At 30.9% G+C, this 16,635-nt stretch carries 14 protein-coding genes; 9 read left to right on the top strand and 5 right to left on the bottom strand.

What is annotated here, in order from left to right:
* Positions 1–70: 70 nt before the first annotated feature.
* The gene (locus tag Q0935_RS05440) at positions 71–1,921 is read right to left on the bottom strand and encodes a sodium:proton antiporter (RefSeq protein ID WP_299383137.1); all 1,851 of its coding nucleotides are present in this window, start codon (positions 1,919–1,921) and stop codon (positions 71–73) included.
* Between the two features lie 133 nt (positions 1,922–2,054).
* On the opposite strand from Q0935_RS05440, the gene Q0935_RS05435 reads away from it, so the two are divergent.
* From Q0935_RS05435 to Q0935_RS05415, 5 genes are all read left to right on the top strand, one after another.
* A complete protein-coding gene (locus Q0935_RS05435; RefSeq protein WP_299250467.1) occupies positions 2,055–2,903 on the top strand; it encodes a universal stress protein in 849 nt (282 codons plus the stop codon).
* Positions 2,900–5,086 carry a SulP family inorganic anion transporter gene (locus Q0935_RS05430; protein WP_299383134.1) on the top strand — a complete coding sequence of 729 codons (2,187 nt, stop codon included), beginning with the start codon at positions 2,900–2,902 and terminating at the stop codon, positions 5,084–5,086. The genes Q0935_RS05435 and Q0935_RS05430 overlap by 4 nt, the downstream gene beginning before the upstream one ends.
* Positions 5,087–5,137: 51 nt before the next feature.
* Positions 5,138–6,010 (top strand): MBL fold metallo-hydrolase, encoded by an 873-nt coding sequence (locus tag Q0935_RS05425; protein WP_299383131.1) that lies wholly within the window; start codon positions 5,138–5,140, stop codon positions 6,008–6,010.
* Between the two features lie 21 nt (positions 6,011–6,031).
* The gene (locus Q0935_RS05420) at positions 6,032–7,645 is read left to right on the top strand and encodes a S8 family serine peptidase (protein WP_299383129.1); all 1,614 of its coding nucleotides are present in this window, start codon (positions 6,032–6,034) and stop codon (positions 7,643–7,645) included.
* 69 nt (positions 7,646–7,714) lie between these two features.
* Positions 7,715–9,562, top strand: coding sequence for a M1 family metallopeptidase (locus Q0935_RS05415; RefSeq protein WP_299383126.1), 1,848 nt, complete (start codon positions 7,715–7,717; stop codon positions 9,560–9,562).
* Between the two features lie 71 nt (positions 9,563–9,633).
* On the opposite strand, the gene Q0935_RS05410 is transcribed toward Q0935_RS05415, so the two are convergent.
* Positions 9,634–10,269, bottom strand: a complete 636-nt coding sequence (locus Q0935_RS05410; RefSeq protein ID WP_299383124.1) for a peroxiredoxin-like family protein — start codon at positions 10,267–10,269, stop codon at positions 9,634–9,636.
* Between the two features lie 124 nt (positions 10,270–10,393).
* Here Q0935_RS05410 and rnpA point away from each other — a divergent pair, with 124 nt between their 5' ends.
* From rnpA to Q0935_RS05390, 4 genes are read left to right on the top strand one after another with little or no spacing between them, the layout of a single operon-like run.
* Positions 10,394–10,747, top strand: a complete 354-nt coding sequence (rnpA, locus tag Q0935_RS05405; RefSeq protein ID WP_299383122.1) for a ribonuclease P protein component — start codon at positions 10,394–10,396, stop codon at positions 10,745–10,747.
* A gap of 10 nt (positions 10,748–10,757) precedes the next feature.
* Positions 10,758–11,591, top strand: coding sequence for a DUF4349 domain-containing protein (locus Q0935_RS05400; protein WP_299383120.1), 834 nt, complete (start codon positions 10,758–10,760; stop codon positions 11,589–11,591).
* Positions 11,588–13,234: a S41 family peptidase gene (locus Q0935_RS05395; protein WP_299383117.1), complete on the top strand. Its 1,647-nt coding sequence runs from the start codon at positions 11,588–11,590 to the stop codon at positions 13,232–13,234. Before Q0935_RS05400 ends, Q0935_RS05395 begins: the two co-directional genes overlap by 4 nt.
* A 48-nt stretch (positions 13,235–13,282) precedes the next feature.
* Positions 13,283–14,158 (top strand): OmpA family protein, encoded by an 876-nt coding sequence (locus Q0935_RS05390; protein ID WP_299383115.1) that lies wholly within the window; start codon positions 13,283–13,285, stop codon positions 14,156–14,158.
* A 309-nt stretch (positions 14,159–14,467) separates the two neighbouring features.
* On the opposite strand, the gene Q0935_RS05385 is transcribed toward Q0935_RS05390, so the two are convergent.
* The 3 genes from Q0935_RS05385 to rpiB are packed head-to-tail and all read right to left on the bottom strand — an operon-like array spanning position 14,468 to position 16,286.
* Positions 14,468–14,914: a GNAT family N-acetyltransferase gene (locus tag Q0935_RS05385; RefSeq protein WP_299383113.1), complete on the bottom strand. Its 447-nt coding sequence runs from the start codon at positions 14,912–14,914 to the stop codon at positions 14,468–14,470.
* Positions 14,915–14,939: 25 nt separating this feature from the next.
* Entirely contained in the window at positions 14,940–15,857 is a 918-nt protein-coding gene (locus tag Q0935_RS05380) for a cation diffusion facilitator family transporter (RefSeq protein WP_299383111.1), read from the bottom strand.
* On the bottom strand, positions 15,858–16,286 hold the full coding sequence (gene rpiB / locus Q0935_RS05375; RefSeq protein WP_299383108.1) for a ribose 5-phosphate isomerase B: 429 nt from the start codon (positions 16,284–16,286) through the stop codon (positions 15,858–15,860).
* Positions 16,287–16,635: the final 349 nt, after the last annotated feature.

The following is a 16,635-nucleotide window of genomic DNA, read 5'->3' as shown; positions in this document are numbered from 1 at the left end:
ATATAGTTATTGTAATAGGTATGATAAGCTAATATCATTTTAAATAATATTTCCTGCTAAAAGCAACTTGTTATGCTTCTTCATTAGCAACTTCTTCAACATCAAATGGTTTACCTAAGTACACGAGGTGAAAATTTTCTCCTATTTCTTCAATATCTTTATTATTAGAAGGGATAATCTGTATTTCAGATTCATCATTTTTAATAAATAAAGGAATAATATCTTTATCATTATTAGACATTTCAATTAAGCTATCGTAATGCGCTTTATCTCTTAATACTATTTCCTGAATACTTGGATATTTTTTAGTGACATTACTAAGTGTATTAAAATCGTCTGTGTGCGAAAACAAGCCTTCTTTTGGGTTGTTATTATCGTCGATCATTTCGTCTACACTAACCAATCTAAAAGAACCATTTTCTCCAAACTGCTTGCTAAACTTATTAATGGCATACTTATTAACATCGTTACTTCCTGTTAGTGCCATTAAATAGCCAACATCGTTTAATTCTATATTATCCATTAAAGTATCGGAATAGATGTTAGTATTTAATGCCTCTAAACCTAATTCTTTTGCTTTTGCAATATTACTTGGATTACTGTCTATTAAAACAACATGTCTTCCGTTAGATTCTAAATAATGCCCGATAAGTCTAGACACTTTACTCGCTCCAACTATTAATATACCATTAGATTTTGGTAAAAAGACACCAATCATTTTTGCAAATAATCGCGCTGTAGTTGCATTTAATAGTACTGTTCCTAAAACAATCATAAAGACCAAAGGTGTTATATATTCTGCTCCCGGAACACCTTCTTTTGCTAATTTTAATCCAAAAAGAGAAGCAATACCTGCTGCTACTATTCCTCGAGGTCCAACCCAACTAATAAAGATTTTTTCATTAAATTTTAATGATGAACCATATGTACTTAAAAACACGCCAATTGGACGAATAATAAAAACAACAGCTGCAAATAATACTGCTGTATTCCAGTTGTAAATTAAATATAAATCTGACATGTTTATATTAGCCGCCAAGAGTATAAATAAGATGGAAATTAATAATATACTTAAAGATTCTTTAAAGTATAATAGCTCTTTTAAATAAGGCGCATTAGAGTTGCCTAAAACCATACCCATAACAACAACAGCTAGTAATCCAGATTCGTGTGCAAAAGTATCGGCTAAAACAAAAACACCTAAAACTGCAGCTAATGCGAATACATTTAATAAATAATGTGGCACTAAATTTTTATTAATAATAAAGTTCATGGCATGAGCAAAAGTGAAACCAAAAGTAGCTCCAAACAATACAATTTTACCAAACTCTATTAAAGCAGTTTTTGTAAACTCTCCTCCTACATCAACAGTAATAAACTCGAAAACCAAAACGGCTACTAACGCTCCAATTGGATCTATTAAAATACCTTCCCACTTTAATACTGTCGACACATCCTTTTTTAATGGAATGTTTCTTAAAATTGGCGTAATTACTGTTGGTCCAGTAACAATTATAAGCCCTGAGAATAAAAATGAAATCTCCCAACTTAAATAAAAAGCAAAATGTGCTGCTACTGCTGCACCAAAAAAGGTAACTATGGATCCTAAAGAAATTAGCTTTGTAATTACTGGTCCTACATTTTTTATTTCACTTATTTTAAGTGTTAATCCACCTTCAAAAAGAATAATACTTATGGCTAAGGACACAAAATAGAATAAGCTTTCACCCGGAAAAAGCCCTTCTTCTCCATTCCATATTGGCTCTATCCACTTAGTGCCATCTTCGCTTAAAAATTCAGCAGCAATTGGGCCTACTAAAAGACCAATTAGAATTAATGGTAAAATAGCAGGAATTTTAAACTTCCATGCCACCCATTGTGCTAATATTCCTAATATTATTATTCCTCCTAATTCTAACATATGCTCTATTAAATTTTAAAATGTTAAAGTTAAAGATAATTAAATCATAATTACATCTTCCGTTTCAAATCTTATATACTTGTTTCATTATAACAAAAAATACTATCTTCACTTTTTAACAAATAATTTCTAATTGATTAAAAAACCATTTAAAACCATAGGTATAGGTGTTGCCTTTTCACCAAATCTTAAAGCTAATCTTTACGAGGCAGCGCGTTTAGCGTTGTTTTTAGACTGTAAATTAGTTTTAATTCATGTTGGAAAAGAATCAGAAGACAAAATAAAAACACTAAAAATTATTTTAAATCCTTTTAAAAAAGACAATTTAAACTACGAAGTCATTTTTAAATCTGGTAATCCGGTAGATGTTATTTTAAATGCTTCGGAAGAAAAAAATATCGATTTACTTATTATTGGTGCCGCAAAACAAGAAAAATTCTTTACTTATTATATAGGTTCTATTGCTCGAAAAATTACACGTCGTGCAAAGTGTTCTTTATTATTACTTATAAATCCTTCTTTAGAGCGTGTACCTTGCCAGCACATTGTTGTTAATGGTTTAATGGACCCAAAAACAGAACAGACAATTGCTACTGCTTTTTACATTGGAGCTAAATTAAAAGCTGAAAAAATAACCATTGTCGAAGAAATAAAGCAAAATGAAATTCATGTAAAAATTGACGATGATAAATCGCTTAGAAAAACACAAATTGTAAAAGAAAGATTAAGTAATAGAGAACGATCAAGAATTAACCATATTATAGAAGATATCCCTGAAGAATATACCAAAGATATTGCTATAAAATCTCAACCTATTTTTGGTACACAAGGTTATAGTATTGGCCATTATGCGCAAATAGCAAGAGCCGATTTGTTAGTAATGAATCCGCCAACGAAAATGACATTTTGGGATCGTGTGTTCCCACATGATATCGAACATATTTTAAACGAGCTACCAACCGATGTTTTAATTATTCAATGAGCCCAAAAAAGAACAACATAAAAGTGTTTTTTAAAACATTACCTAAAAATATTTTTTCTGGTTTTGTAGTTAGCCTTATAGCTTTGCCTTTAGGTTTAGGATTGGCAATGGCCAGTGAGGCACCTCCTATTTCGGGAGTAATTGCCGCTGTAGTTGGTGGTGTTTTAGTTTCAATTTTAGGAGGTAGTAATGTTACTATTTCTGGACCAGGAAACGGACTTGTTGGTGTGCTTTTAGTTGCAATATCAACTTTAGGAATAGAAAGCGCATATGCTGCTATAATTTGCTCTGGTGTTTTACTTTTAATACTAGGTTTTTTACGTTTAGGAAAATTAGCAGATTTCTTTCCGTCTTCTGCAATACAAGGTATGCTAGCTGCTATTGGTCTTATTATTTTAGGTAAACAGTTTCATATTATGTTAGCGCATCGTATTAAGCGAGAAGACACTATAGACTATCTATTAGAAATACCTTTTACTATAAACGATGCTATTCATTATAATAACACAGGACTACTTTATGCAGCAGCAGCCGGAGTAATAAGTTTTATTATTATGGTTTTTTATTCAAAAATTAGAAATAAGTACTTGCAACTTATACCTGCTCCCATGTGGATTGTTATTTTATCAATTGCATTTAGTTATTATTTCGAAATTGTTGCACACGAAAATAATCCTATTGCTCTTGAATATATGATTTCTGGTATTCCAGAATTTTCAGAAATTATTGAGCAACTTCCAACTGTAAACTTTAGTAAAATTGGAACGATTCCTTTTTGGACAAGTGTTTTAGCATTAACATTAATAGCAAGTATAGAGTCTTTATTAAGTATAAAAGCAGTAGATAAATTAGATCCCGAAAAACGCCGTAGTAATGTAAACAGAGACCTAAAAGCTTTAGGTTTAGCAACTGTTGGTAGTGGTTTTCTTGGCGGATTAAATGTGGTAACCGTTATTGCAAGAAGCTCTGTAAATGTTAATAATGGTGGAACTAATCGTTCTTCAAACTTCTTTCATGCTACTTTTTTAGTCATTTTTATAGTACTTTTTAGTTCACAATTACAACGTATTCCTTTACCTGCTTTAATGGCTATTTTGGTTTACACAGGTTATAAATTAGCCTCGCCAGAGAACATTATTAAAATTTTTAAAATTGGTAAAGAGCAGCTTATTATCTTTTTCGTTACTCTTATAGTTACGCTTAAAATTGGACTAATTTCTGGTATTGCTTCTGGTGTTTTGGTTACTTTTATTATTCATCTTTTACTTAATAAAAGTTTTGAACTCTTTGGTAGAAACCTAATGAAACCTAACGTATTAATGTTTCAAGAAGACCGTAATTATTATGTAAGTGTAAAACACTTTTGTAGCTTTCTAAACTTTTATAAACTGAAAGCTAAGCTAGATGCAGTTCCAGAAACCGAAGATGTAATTGTAGATTTTTCTCTTTGCAAATTTGTAGATCACACAGTAATGGAAAATCTTAATAACTATCAAGAATTGTTTACCAAAAGAGGTGGTCATTTTGAAGTGCTTGGGCTAGATTTACACGATACAGATTCTGAACACCCTTTTGCTTTGCGTCGCCTATTACCAGTGCCAAACGTTATTAAAAACAGTTTAACACGTCGCCAAAAAACTATAGAAGAATTGGCTAAAGACTACCACTTAAATTATGTCTCTAAAAAGGAAAGAGAGACTCATTTTTTAGATGGTTTCTTGTTTTTTAGAACTAAAAAAATAAATTACATTTATAATCAATTATCTAACGAAAGTGAAGCAATAAATACTTTTGATATCGAGTTTTCTGAAGGCGAATTTATTGCGAAAGAAGTCATCCGCTCAACCATGCTTCATATAAAATTAGATAAAAACATTCCAGAATTTACTTTAGATCGTGAAGGATTTCTTGAAAAAGTATATGCTTTTGCTGGTTTTAAAGATATTCCTATTGTAAACCATACCGATTTTTCTAAAAGATTTTATTTACTTGGAGAAAACACTGAAGCAATTCAATACTTTTTTACTGATGAAATCACCCATTTCTTCGAGAGTAACCCATACTATCATGTAGAATCTAATGGTCACGATTTACTTATTTTTGGTCGAGAGCGACTAGCAAGTATTAAAGAAATAAAAGCACTTTACGATTTTGGGAAACGTTTACAACAAGTAGTTTCTTAATAAAAACTTAACGTTTACTCTCAATCCCTTTGTTTTTCATAATTTGCAGCTATGAATTTATATCCTATAAATGCCGGAAATTTTAAGCTAGATGGTGGCGCTATGTTTGGCGTAGTACCAAAATCGCTATGGACGCGAACCAATCCTGCGGATAGCAATAATATGATAGATATTGCTGCACGCTGTTTATTAATTGAAGATGGAAATCGTCTTATTTTAATAGATACGGGAATGGGAAACAAGCAAAGCGAGAAATTTTATGGTTATTATCACCTTTGGGGAGACGATACTATAGATAAATCTTTAGCTAAATATGGTTTTCATCGTGATGATATTACAGATGTTTTCATGACGCATTTGCATTTTGACCACTGCGGAGGATCTATACAATATAACAAAGACAGAACACTTTTAGAACCTGCTTTTAAAAATGCTCATTTTTGGAGTAACGAGAAACATTGGCAATGGGCAACACAACCTAACCGTCGTGAGGTTGCTTCATTTTTAAAAGAAAATATTATGCCAATGGAAGATAGTGGCCATTTAAAATTTACTAAACTTCCACTAGGTCATTCTGAAGACATTCTAAAAAATTCTGCTTTAGGATTCGATATCTTTTTTGCGAATGGGCACACCGAAAAACAAATGATTCCAATGATTAATTATAAGGGTAAAACCATCTGTTTTATGGCAGATTTATTACCTACAGTTGGACACTTGCCAATTCCTTTTGTAATGGGCTATGACACAAGGCCTTTACTGACTTTAGACGAGAAAGAAAAATTCTTGAATCTGGCAGCAACTAATAATTATTACCTATTTTTGGAACACGATGCGCACAATGAGTTAATTACTGTACAAAACACAGAAAAAGGAGTCCGTTTAAAAGACACTTATACTTGCAACGAAATTTTTAATTTATAACTACTAATACATATTTTTACAATGAAATTAATTAATAAAACACTTTTGTTTTCTGTATTCTCAGCGACCTTATTATCTAGCTGTGGTGGTGGAGCACCAATTTTAACAACTCCTGTTGAAAACATCGACACTTCACCTCTTAAAGAAGCAGCTCTTACAGATGCTGAAGCTAAAAATTGGGGACATTTAGATCTTGCAAAAGATACTATTCCAGGAATGAGTGTTGATAAAGCATACTCTGAAATTATTAAAGGTAAAAAAGGACAAAAAATTATTGTTGCAGTTATCGATTCTGGAATTGATATTTCTCACGAAGATTTAGATGGTGTTCTTTGGACTAACAAAAAGGAAATCCCTGGTAACGGAATTGACGACGATAAAAATGGTTATATTGATGATATCCATGGTTGGAACTTTCTTGGTGATGGATACGATGAGCAATTAGAATATATTCGTTTAGTAGCTAGTGGAGACACAAGTGCTCCAAGATATGCTGAAGCTAAAGCAAAATACGATACAGATTATAATGCAGCTGTAGCTGGAAAGCAACAATACGAAGGTATTTACAACTCTGTCGAAGGTGCACACAAAGCATTAGCAGCTCATTTTAAAAAAGAAGATTATACATCTAAAGAAGTAGCAGCTATTACAACTGAAGATGCAACATTAAAAGCTGCTGCAGAAACTGCAACAGGTATGTATGCAAGAGGTGCTAAATCTTTACCAGAAGTTTTAGAGCAGGTTAAAGGTGGTGTAGACTATTATGGAGACCAAGTTGCTTTTAACTTAAATAAAGATTTTAAAGGACGTAAAACAGGTGATAATCCAGACGATTGGAATGATAAGCCTGGATATGGTAACGGAAACGTTATGCCAGTTAAAAAAACTGAAAGTCATGGAACTCACGTTGCCGGAATTATTGCTGCAGAACGTAACAATGGTTTAGGAGCAAATGGTGTTGCTAACAATGTTGAAATTATGGCTGTTCGTGCTGTACCAAACGGTGATGAGTATGATAAAGATGTTGCTAAAGCAATTAGATACGCAGTAGATAATGGTGCTAAAGTAATTAATGGAAGTTTTGGTAAAAGCTTTTCTCCTCATGCTGATTGGGTAAGAGATGCTATAAAATACGCTAGTGATAAAGGTGTTGTTTTTGTGCATGCTGCTGGTAACTCTAGCGAAGATGTAGATACAGAACCTAACTTTCCAGACGATAATGTAAATTATGTAGAAATTAGTAATACTTACATTCGTGTTGGTGCATTAGCTCCTAAATACGGTACAAGTATGGTTGCTAATTTTTCTAACTACGGAAAACAAAACGTAGATGTTTTTGCTCCAGGAGGACAAATTTACTCTACATTCCCAGAGAATGAATATAAAGCTATTAGTGGAACATCTATGGCCTCTCCTGCTGTAGCTGGTGTTGCTGCTTTAGTTTGGTCTCAATACCCAAAATTAACTGCTGCACAGGTTAAGCAAGTTATTATGGACTCTGGTTTAGCTATCAATACTAAAGTTGTTGTTGGTGGTAATACAGAAGATGTAAGACCATTTGGTGATTTAACAAAATCTGGAAAAATGGTTAATGTTTATAATGCATTAATTATGGCTTCTCAATTATCTAAATAAAATAATAACACAAAAAAGCCTCAGTAGTCAAAAATTACTGAGGCTTTTTTATTTAAATACCTTTTTAAAATGAAAAAAGTTCTTCTTTTTAGTCTTTCAGCTTCATTGTTTTTAGTGAGTTGTGGCTCATCTAAAAGTGTGTCTACAACTACAAATACTACTCAAAGTAGTGCAACAGCTGTTAGTTCTTCATCTTCAAAATCTACATATTGGCAACAAAGTGTAGACTATAAAATGGAAATTGATATGGATGTTAATAACTACCAATATCAAGGAAAACAGAAATTAGTTTATACAAACAATTCGCCAGACGTTTTAGATAAAGTATTCTATCATTTATATTTTAATGCTTTTCAACCAGGTAGTGACATGGACGCTAGATTACAGTCTATTGTAGATCCAGATGGTAGAATGGTAAACGAAGTAAATGGTGAAAAACAAAGTAGAATAAGTACTTTAAAGCCTAATGAAATAGGTTACATAAATGTAACATCTCTTAAACAAAACGGAAGTACTGTTAAGCACATTACTGCTGGAACTGTTTTAGAAGTGACTTTAAATAAAGCAATACAGCCTGGAGAAAGTGTAACTTTCGATATGGTTTTTGATGCGCAAGTACCTGTTCAAATTAGACGTTCTGGTAGAAACAATGCCGAAGGTGTTGCATTATCAATGACGCAATGGTATCCAAAATTATCTGAATATGATTTTGAAGGATGGCATGCTTACCCATACATAGGAAGAGAATTTCATGGTGTTTGGGGAGATTTTGATTTAAAACTAACTATCGATAAAGATTATGTTGTTGGAGGTACAGGATACTTACAACCAAATCCTGTTGTAAAAGGAGATAAGAAAACGCTTCATTTTAAAGCACCAAATGTTCACGATTTTACTTGGGCTGCAGATCCAAATTATATTCACGATACAATGCAAGTGCCTAACGGGCCAATGTTAAATTTCTTTTACAAAAAAGATTTACCTGCAGAAAACTTAGAAAATTGGAAAAACCTTCAATCTAAAACGGTTGAAATGATGCAGTATTTTAGCGAGCATATTGGTAAGTATCCTTACGATCAATACTCTGTAATTCAAGGTGGAGATGGTGGAATGGAGTATGCAATGTGTACTTTAATTACTGGTAAACGTAAATTTGGTAGCTTAGTAGGTGTTACAGCTCACGAATTAGCACATACTTGGTTTCAGTTTTTATTAGCAACAAACGAAGCTAAGCACGAGTGGATGGACGAAGGTTTTACAAGCTACATTAGCGACCATGCAATGGATTTTATTAATAAAAAGAATGCCGATAATCCTGCTGCAAGTGCATACAGAGGTTATAACTACTTAGCAAAATCTGGAAAAGAAAAACCACAAAGTACACATGCAGACCGTTACGAAACTAATATGGCTTATAGTATAACAGCTTATAACAAAGGTTCAGTTTTCTTAACACAATTAGGTTATGTTATTGGTGAAGACAATTTAAAGAAAACTTTAAAACAATATTTTACAGATTGGTCTTTTAAACACCCAACACCAAACGACTTTATTCGTGTTGCAGAAAAAGTATCTGGTTTAGAATTAGAATGGTATTTAACAGACTGGACTATGACTACAAATACTATAGACTATGGCGTAAAAACTATTGAAGGTAATACTGTAACTTTAGAGCGTATTGGCGAAATGCCAATGCCAATAGATCTTGAAGTAACTTATACAGATGGTACTACAGAAAGTATATACATACCGCTACAAATGATGCGTGGCGAAAAGCCAACTACAGCTACTGTAATGGCAGATTGGTCTTGGGCACACCCAACATACTCTTTTAAAGCTAAAAAGGCTGTTAAGAGCGTAGAAATTGATGCTAAAAATATAATGGCAGATATTAACAGAGAAAATAATACGAAGTAATAACTACTTATATTAGAAACTAAAAAAGCCTCATCTTAAGATGAGGCTTTTTTATATAACCTACTTTCTATTTAAAGTACTTCTAATATTGCTAATGGATCTGCACGAAGCTTATAATCTTCTTTAAGAAAATGATACATAATTTTTCCATTAGTATCTATAACATAAGTTGCTGCTATTGGTAATTCGGAATTTGAATTTCCTTGGCTTTCATCTAAACTAAGCCCAAATTTATTATATAAAGCTATTAAACTATCTGGTAATTTATAAACCAAACTTAAGTCTCTAGCAAAGCTGTTATCTTTATCTGTAAGAACTTCAAAACTTAATTCGTTTTTTTCTTTAGTAGTTAAAGAGTTATCTGGACTTTCTGGACTTATAGCAATAAGTTGCGCTCCTTTTTCTTTTATTTGAGGTAAAGCATTTTGTAATGCCTTTAATTCAATATTACAGTATGGACACCAACCACCACGATAAAAAGCAATAACTAATGGTCCTTTATCTAGTAAACTTAAAGAACTAATAACTTCTCCTTTTGCATTTGGTAAATTAAAACTTGGGAAAATATCTCCTGTTTTTAATGCATTAGTAGTTAAACTAGAAACTTCTAAATCGTCTATAGCATTTTGCATTATAGCTTTAACTTCTTCTGGATATTTTGCTGCAGATTCCTCTGCATGTTCTTTTAATAATTGTGTTAATGACATATTTTTCTTTTTTCTATAAGTCTTAAATAAAAAGAAAACATTACATTTTAAGCACGTTTTAAATAGTATAAAAGGTGTATTATTAGATTTTTTTATTACAATAGCATTACTACCTTTGAAAACTATGAAACTGACGTATAATAAACACGAAAAACTTAAAAGCCAGAAAACCATCGAAAAATTATTTCTCGACGGGCAATCGGTTTCGGCATATCCTTTGCGGTTAGTCTATTTAAAACATGGCGATTCTCGTAAAGTTGGCGTTTCGGTTAGTAAACGAAATTTTAAACGTGCAGTAGATAGAATTCGTATAAAACGCTTACTTCGTGAAGCTTATAGGTTAAATAAACCTGTGTTAATTAATAATGAAGTTAACGATTATACGTTAATGATTTTATATATTAGTAAAGACATGCCAGATTTTGAATTAATAAACACAAAAATGAAGGCACTTTTAACTAAGTTTCTATCTAAATAAAATAATACTCATGCGTGTATATCTATCCATTGTTGTAATTCTAATATTATTTGGTTGTCATCAAGAACCTAGCTATTATAAAAATGATAGTGGAGTATTAGGTCTTGTTAATACTTCTGGTGATTACGAAATAGAAGACACTATTGAAGAAATGGAAGTGACTTACAATATGTCTGTTCCAAAAGAAACATCTCAAAAAATTATAAAAGAATCTTATCTAGAATTCGAAACTAACGATTTAGATAAAACTTTCGATAATATTCAACGTTACGTAAAACAAAATAATGGTGTTATACAAAACGATAATGCTTCTAAAAATTATAACAGAAGCATAAGAACTCTTATTGTTAGAGTACCAACTAATGGTTTTCAAAACACTATAGATTCTATAAGTAAATCTGTAGAATATTTTGATAGTAAAAGCATTTCGTCTAAGGACGTTACTGAAGAATTTATAGACCTTGAAGCAAGGTTAGGAGCCAAAAGGGTACTAGAAACACGTTATTTACAATTACTTTCTAAAGCAAAAAATGTAAAAGAAATGTTAGAAATAGAGAGAGAACTCTCTAGTATTCGTGAAGAAATTGAAGCCAAGCAAGGCCGTTTAAAATACTTAAATAATAAAGTAGCATTAAGTACAATAAACATAACCTTTTATAAAACTACAACAAGTTCTAAAATCACCCAATCTTATGGTTCAAAAATGGGAAAAGCATTAAAATCTGGTTTTAATGGTTTATCTTACTTTTTCCTTGGTGTATTAAATATTTGGCCATTTCTAATTCTACTTAGTATTGGAATATTTTTTATTAGAAAATGGTATAAGAAAAAAATGAAAAAATGAAAAATCTATTAAAACAAAAAGTTCTCATTCCTGTATTAGCGCTTACAATATTAATTACAGGCTCTGCTTTTAAAACCTATAACAACGATTTTTTCGAGATTGCAAAGCAAATTGAAATATTCACCACTCTTTTTAAAGAACTGAATATGAATTATGTAGACGAAACAAATCCTGGTGATTTAATGGATAATGCCATTAAAAACATGTTAAACGAACTCGATCCTTATACTAAGTTTTATAACGAGCAAGATGTAGAAGCAGCACGAATTCAAAGAACTGGAGACTATACTGGTATTGGAGCACAAGTACGTATTTTAAAAGATAAATTATTAATAGTAGAACCTTACAAAGGCTATCCAGCAGATAAAGCAGGATTAAAAGCAGGAGACGAGATTATTAAAATAGATGGACAAACTGTAACAGATTATAAAGAAGATGCAGGAAACCTACTTAAAGGTCCGCCAAATTCATCTGCTGAAATAACCTATTTAAGACAAGGTAAAGAAACAAATACAACGGTAAAACGTAGTGAGATTGAAATTGATGCTGTACCACATTTTTCTATGATTGATGAAACTACAGGTTATATTGTACTTAGTAAATTTAACGCTAAAGCTTCGCAACAAACAGGTTATGCTTTAAAAGATTTAAAAGCACAAGGTGCCAAAAGTATTATATTAGACTTACGCGGAAACCCAGGAGGTTTACTTAACGAAGCTGTAAATATTGTAAACTTATTTGTGCCTAAAGGCCAATTGGTAGTTACAACGAAATCTAAAGTAAAAAAATACAACAGAACGTATTACACAAAAAAAGATCCAATAGATACAGAAATACCATTAGTGGTACTTATTAACGGTAAAAGTGCCTCGGCAAGTGAAATTGTTTCTGGAACAATACAAGATTTAGATAGAGGTGTTGTTGTAGGTGCTAGAAGTTTTGGAAAAGGCCTTGTACAACGTCCTAAAAAATTAACCTATGGTACACAGTTAAAAGTAACTATTTCTCGCTATTACACACCTTCTGGTCGTTGTATTCAAGCTTTAGACTATTGGAATAAAGATGAAAAAGGAAATGCTGTTCGTGTAAAACAACAAGATTACCATGTATTTAAAACTAAAAATGGTAGAAAAGTATTTGACGGTGGCGGTGTTTTACCAGACGAAGTTTTAGATTATTCTAAAAACTCTGCAATTACAAAAGCTATTTTAAGCAATCAAAGTGTTTTCGATTACGCTACTAAATACTATTATAACAATAAAAATATTAGCGATATTAATAACTGGAAATTAACAGATTCAGATTTTAGTGATTTTAAAAACTTCTTAAAAACTTCAGATTTTTCTTTTGAAACAGATACCGAAAAGTCACTTAACAAAGCATTAGAAGTTGCTAAAACAGAGAATTTAGACGATGATATACAACGTGATTACAATACTTTAATTCACAATTTAAATAATTCAAAATTAAAAGCTATCGATGATAACAAATCTCAACTTATTGGCTTATTAAGCGACGAAATAATAAAACGTTACGTTTATAGAGAAGGTTTGTACGAGTATTATAAAATACATAACAAAGAGATTAAAAAAGCTACAGAAATACTAGCAAACACCTCTAAATATCAACGTTACCTAAACTAATAGATAAATTATTGAGAAATCAATATATTTAATATCCTTTTAAAAGAAATGAAATACTTAATACCCATACTTCTATTTATTACTCAGCTTGGGTTTTCTCAAAATGAATTTACTCACGATGTTTATTTTGATACAGATAGGTATGTTGTTCCTTTAACCGAAGAAAATAGACTATTACTCTTTATTTCTCAATTAGATACCATTGCTGTGGAAAAGGTTTCAATCTATGGATTTACAGACGATAGAGGCTCTAACGAATACAACCTCGAATTGTCTCAAAATCGAGCAAATGCTATTAAAGAAATGTTTGCTGGTTATGGAATAGATCCTAATTTAATTACAAATGTTAATGGTAAAGGCGAAATACTTTTAAAGGTTTTAAATGAAAATGAAGTCAGTCAAATTCGTGGGCTTAACCGTAAAGTAGAGATAATAGTAAGCAAAAAACTTCCTATAAAACCTGTTGAAGCCATTGTAGAGAATACAAAAGAAGAAGCTGAAACAGCAGGCGATAACAAAGAAAAAACAACAGACGATATTAAAAAAGGCACCATAAAAAAAGGTGATAAAATACGTTTAGATAAAATTTACTTTAAAACTAACTATAGCTATGTAACGTCAGATTCTAAAAAAACGTTGCTTGAACTTGCAAATATTATGCTTGATAATAAAGGTGTATATTTTACTATTCAAGGTCATGTTTGTTGTACACAAAACAGTAGAGATGCAGTAGATAAAAAAACAGGAAAACGTAATTTATCTTTAGCTAGAGCTAAATATATTTATGATTATCTTGAAAGAAAAGGAGTCGAAAAAAAACGAATGAAATTTGTTGGTATGAGAAGAAAGTTTCCACTTGGTGGCGAGCCTAAGTTCGATAGACGTGTAGAAATTTTAGTTACTTACGTTGGCAAAAATAATTAGTAAAAATTTATAGAAGACATAAAAAAACGATCTTAATTAAGATCGTTTTTTTATACTTTATATTTAAAATATAGCCTTGACTAATCGATAACAACACTACTATTAATCGAATGCTTTTATTTTTTGCCTTAGTTTATGTTTTTAAACAAATAATAATGACGATTGACTAAAATATTTTTTATAACTATTTGGTATGCTTATGTTTGCACTATATTTGAAAGTGTTATACAAGTACCAAATATTTTTAAGTAAATAATTTTTAGTAGAGTTATTACTTTTATAAAGTCAGTGTGTAATGCACTGACTTTTTTATTTTTTATAAAGCATTCCAATATGTGGTATGCCATCTTCTAAATACTCTTCTCCTATTTCAAAGAAATTTAAATTATTATAAAAACGTTTAAGATAACATTGTGCCGAAATTTTTATTTCAGTTGTATTATAGTGCTCTTCTATGGCTTTTATAGACGCTTCCATAATATTATAACCGTATTTATATTGTCTTTCATTTTTATAGACCACTACTCTACCAATGCTAGATAAATTGAAATAATCACCTGGTTTAAATAAGCGCGTATAAGCAACTATTTTATTGTTTTTATAACCAATTACATGTAATGCTTTTTGATCTTTACCATCTATGTCTTGATAGACACAGTCTTGTTCTACAACAAAAACCTCGCTTCTTAATTGAAGTAAGTTATATAATTCTGTAGTTGTTAATTCCTGAAAGGTTTTTACTTTAATTTCTAGCATATTTTGTAGTTATTAACATTAGCTTTTAATCCTGAACTATCACATCCTTAACATCATCCTTTCCAAATTCTGGTTGAATATTAATATGATTGATTTCAAATTTATTAAAAAGGAGTGCTTCAATTTTAGAAAGAATAACATCAAACTCTGTTAACGTTATATTTTTTTCAAAATCTACATGAGCTTCAAAATGTGTTTCATCTTCATTTAATTGCCAAACATGTATGTGGTGTACATTACTTATATCATCTATCGCATTAATTTCCTTAACAATTTCATCAATTGGTATGGAGTCTGGTGTAAACAGCATAAGTACTTTGGTAGATTCTTTTAATAAATCGAATCCCATATATATAAGGTATACAGCAATTATAAAAGTAAGTGCACTATCTACCCAAAATAGTTGATAAAATTTCATTAACAATCCACCAATTAAAACAGCTACACTAGCCATCATATCAGTAAGTAAGTGTAAATATGCACTTCGCATATTCATGTTAGATTTGCTATCTTTTTTTAGTAATAAAACACTAAATCCATTACCTAAAATGGCAATAAAAGAAAGCCAAATTACCAAATCACTTTCTATCTCTTGAGGATTTTGAAAACGTTTAATAGCTTCTATAATTAATAAAATAGCTACAATTATTAATGTAGATGCATTAATAAAAGCAGCTAAAATTTCTGCACGTTTATAACCAAAGGTTTTGTGTAAAGACGCTTTTCTTTTAGATAATTTTTCAGCTACATAGCTTACAATTAAAGAAATAACATCGCTAAAATTATGCAATGCATCACTTAATAAAGCTAAACTACCAGATAATAATCCACCAATTACCTGCGCAATAGTTATTACAATGTTTAAAAGAATAGAAATTAATAAATTTCTACCTTTTAAATCGCTGTGATCTTGCGTGTGGTTATGTGAGTGGTTATCTGTCAATTAACAAGGTATTTTATCTACGCGATTTTGGTGTCTTCCGCCTTCAAATTCTGTTTCTAAAAAAGTATCAACCATAGCAATTGCTTGTTGTACGGCTGTGTAGCGAGCTGGAATACAAATAATGTTAGCATTATTATGTTGTCTTGTTAATGCTGTAATTTCACTAGTCCAGCAAATTCCTGCACGAATACCTTGGTGTTTATTAGCAGTCATGGCTACACCATTTGCACTACCACATATAAGGATACCAAAATCTGCTTTTTTACTTTCTACATCGTTAGCAACAGGATGTACAAAATCTGGATAATCTACACTATCGCTAGCATCTGTTCCATGATTTGTTACTGTAATTCCTTTTCCTTCTAAATGTTTAATAATAGCAAATTTGTAATCTGTTCCGGCGTGATCGTTTCCAATTGAAATTGTCATAGTAGTTTTTTTAAGTTTCTATATTATATAGAAATAGAGTTGTGTGTGTGTTAAAAGTGTAAAGTTAATAATTGCTTGCAACTATTAATAAGTAATATTAATGAACTTATGTAAAAGTTTTATTTTTGAAAAACACAATAAATTTTAAGGCTTAACTTATTATAAATCTAACAATTACTTAATGTTTAAAAGCATTGAAATTATAATTTTTAGTCTCTTTTTTAATGAAATAGAAATCACTGTTAACAACTATACCTTTTAATAATGATTACTTGTTAATATCTTATCATTGTTTTTTAAAACTTTTATTAGGAATATCCAGTTAATTTTCCAAACCAAAACGTAAACT

The organism is uncultured Lacinutrix sp. (assembly GCF_947500605.1).
Classification (GTDB): domain Bacteria; phylum Bacteroidota; class Bacteroidia; order Flavobacteriales; family Flavobacteriaceae; genus Lacinutrix.
Note: the sequence above shows the minus strand (reverse complement) of the source record. Positions and strands in the feature narration are given on the sequence as shown.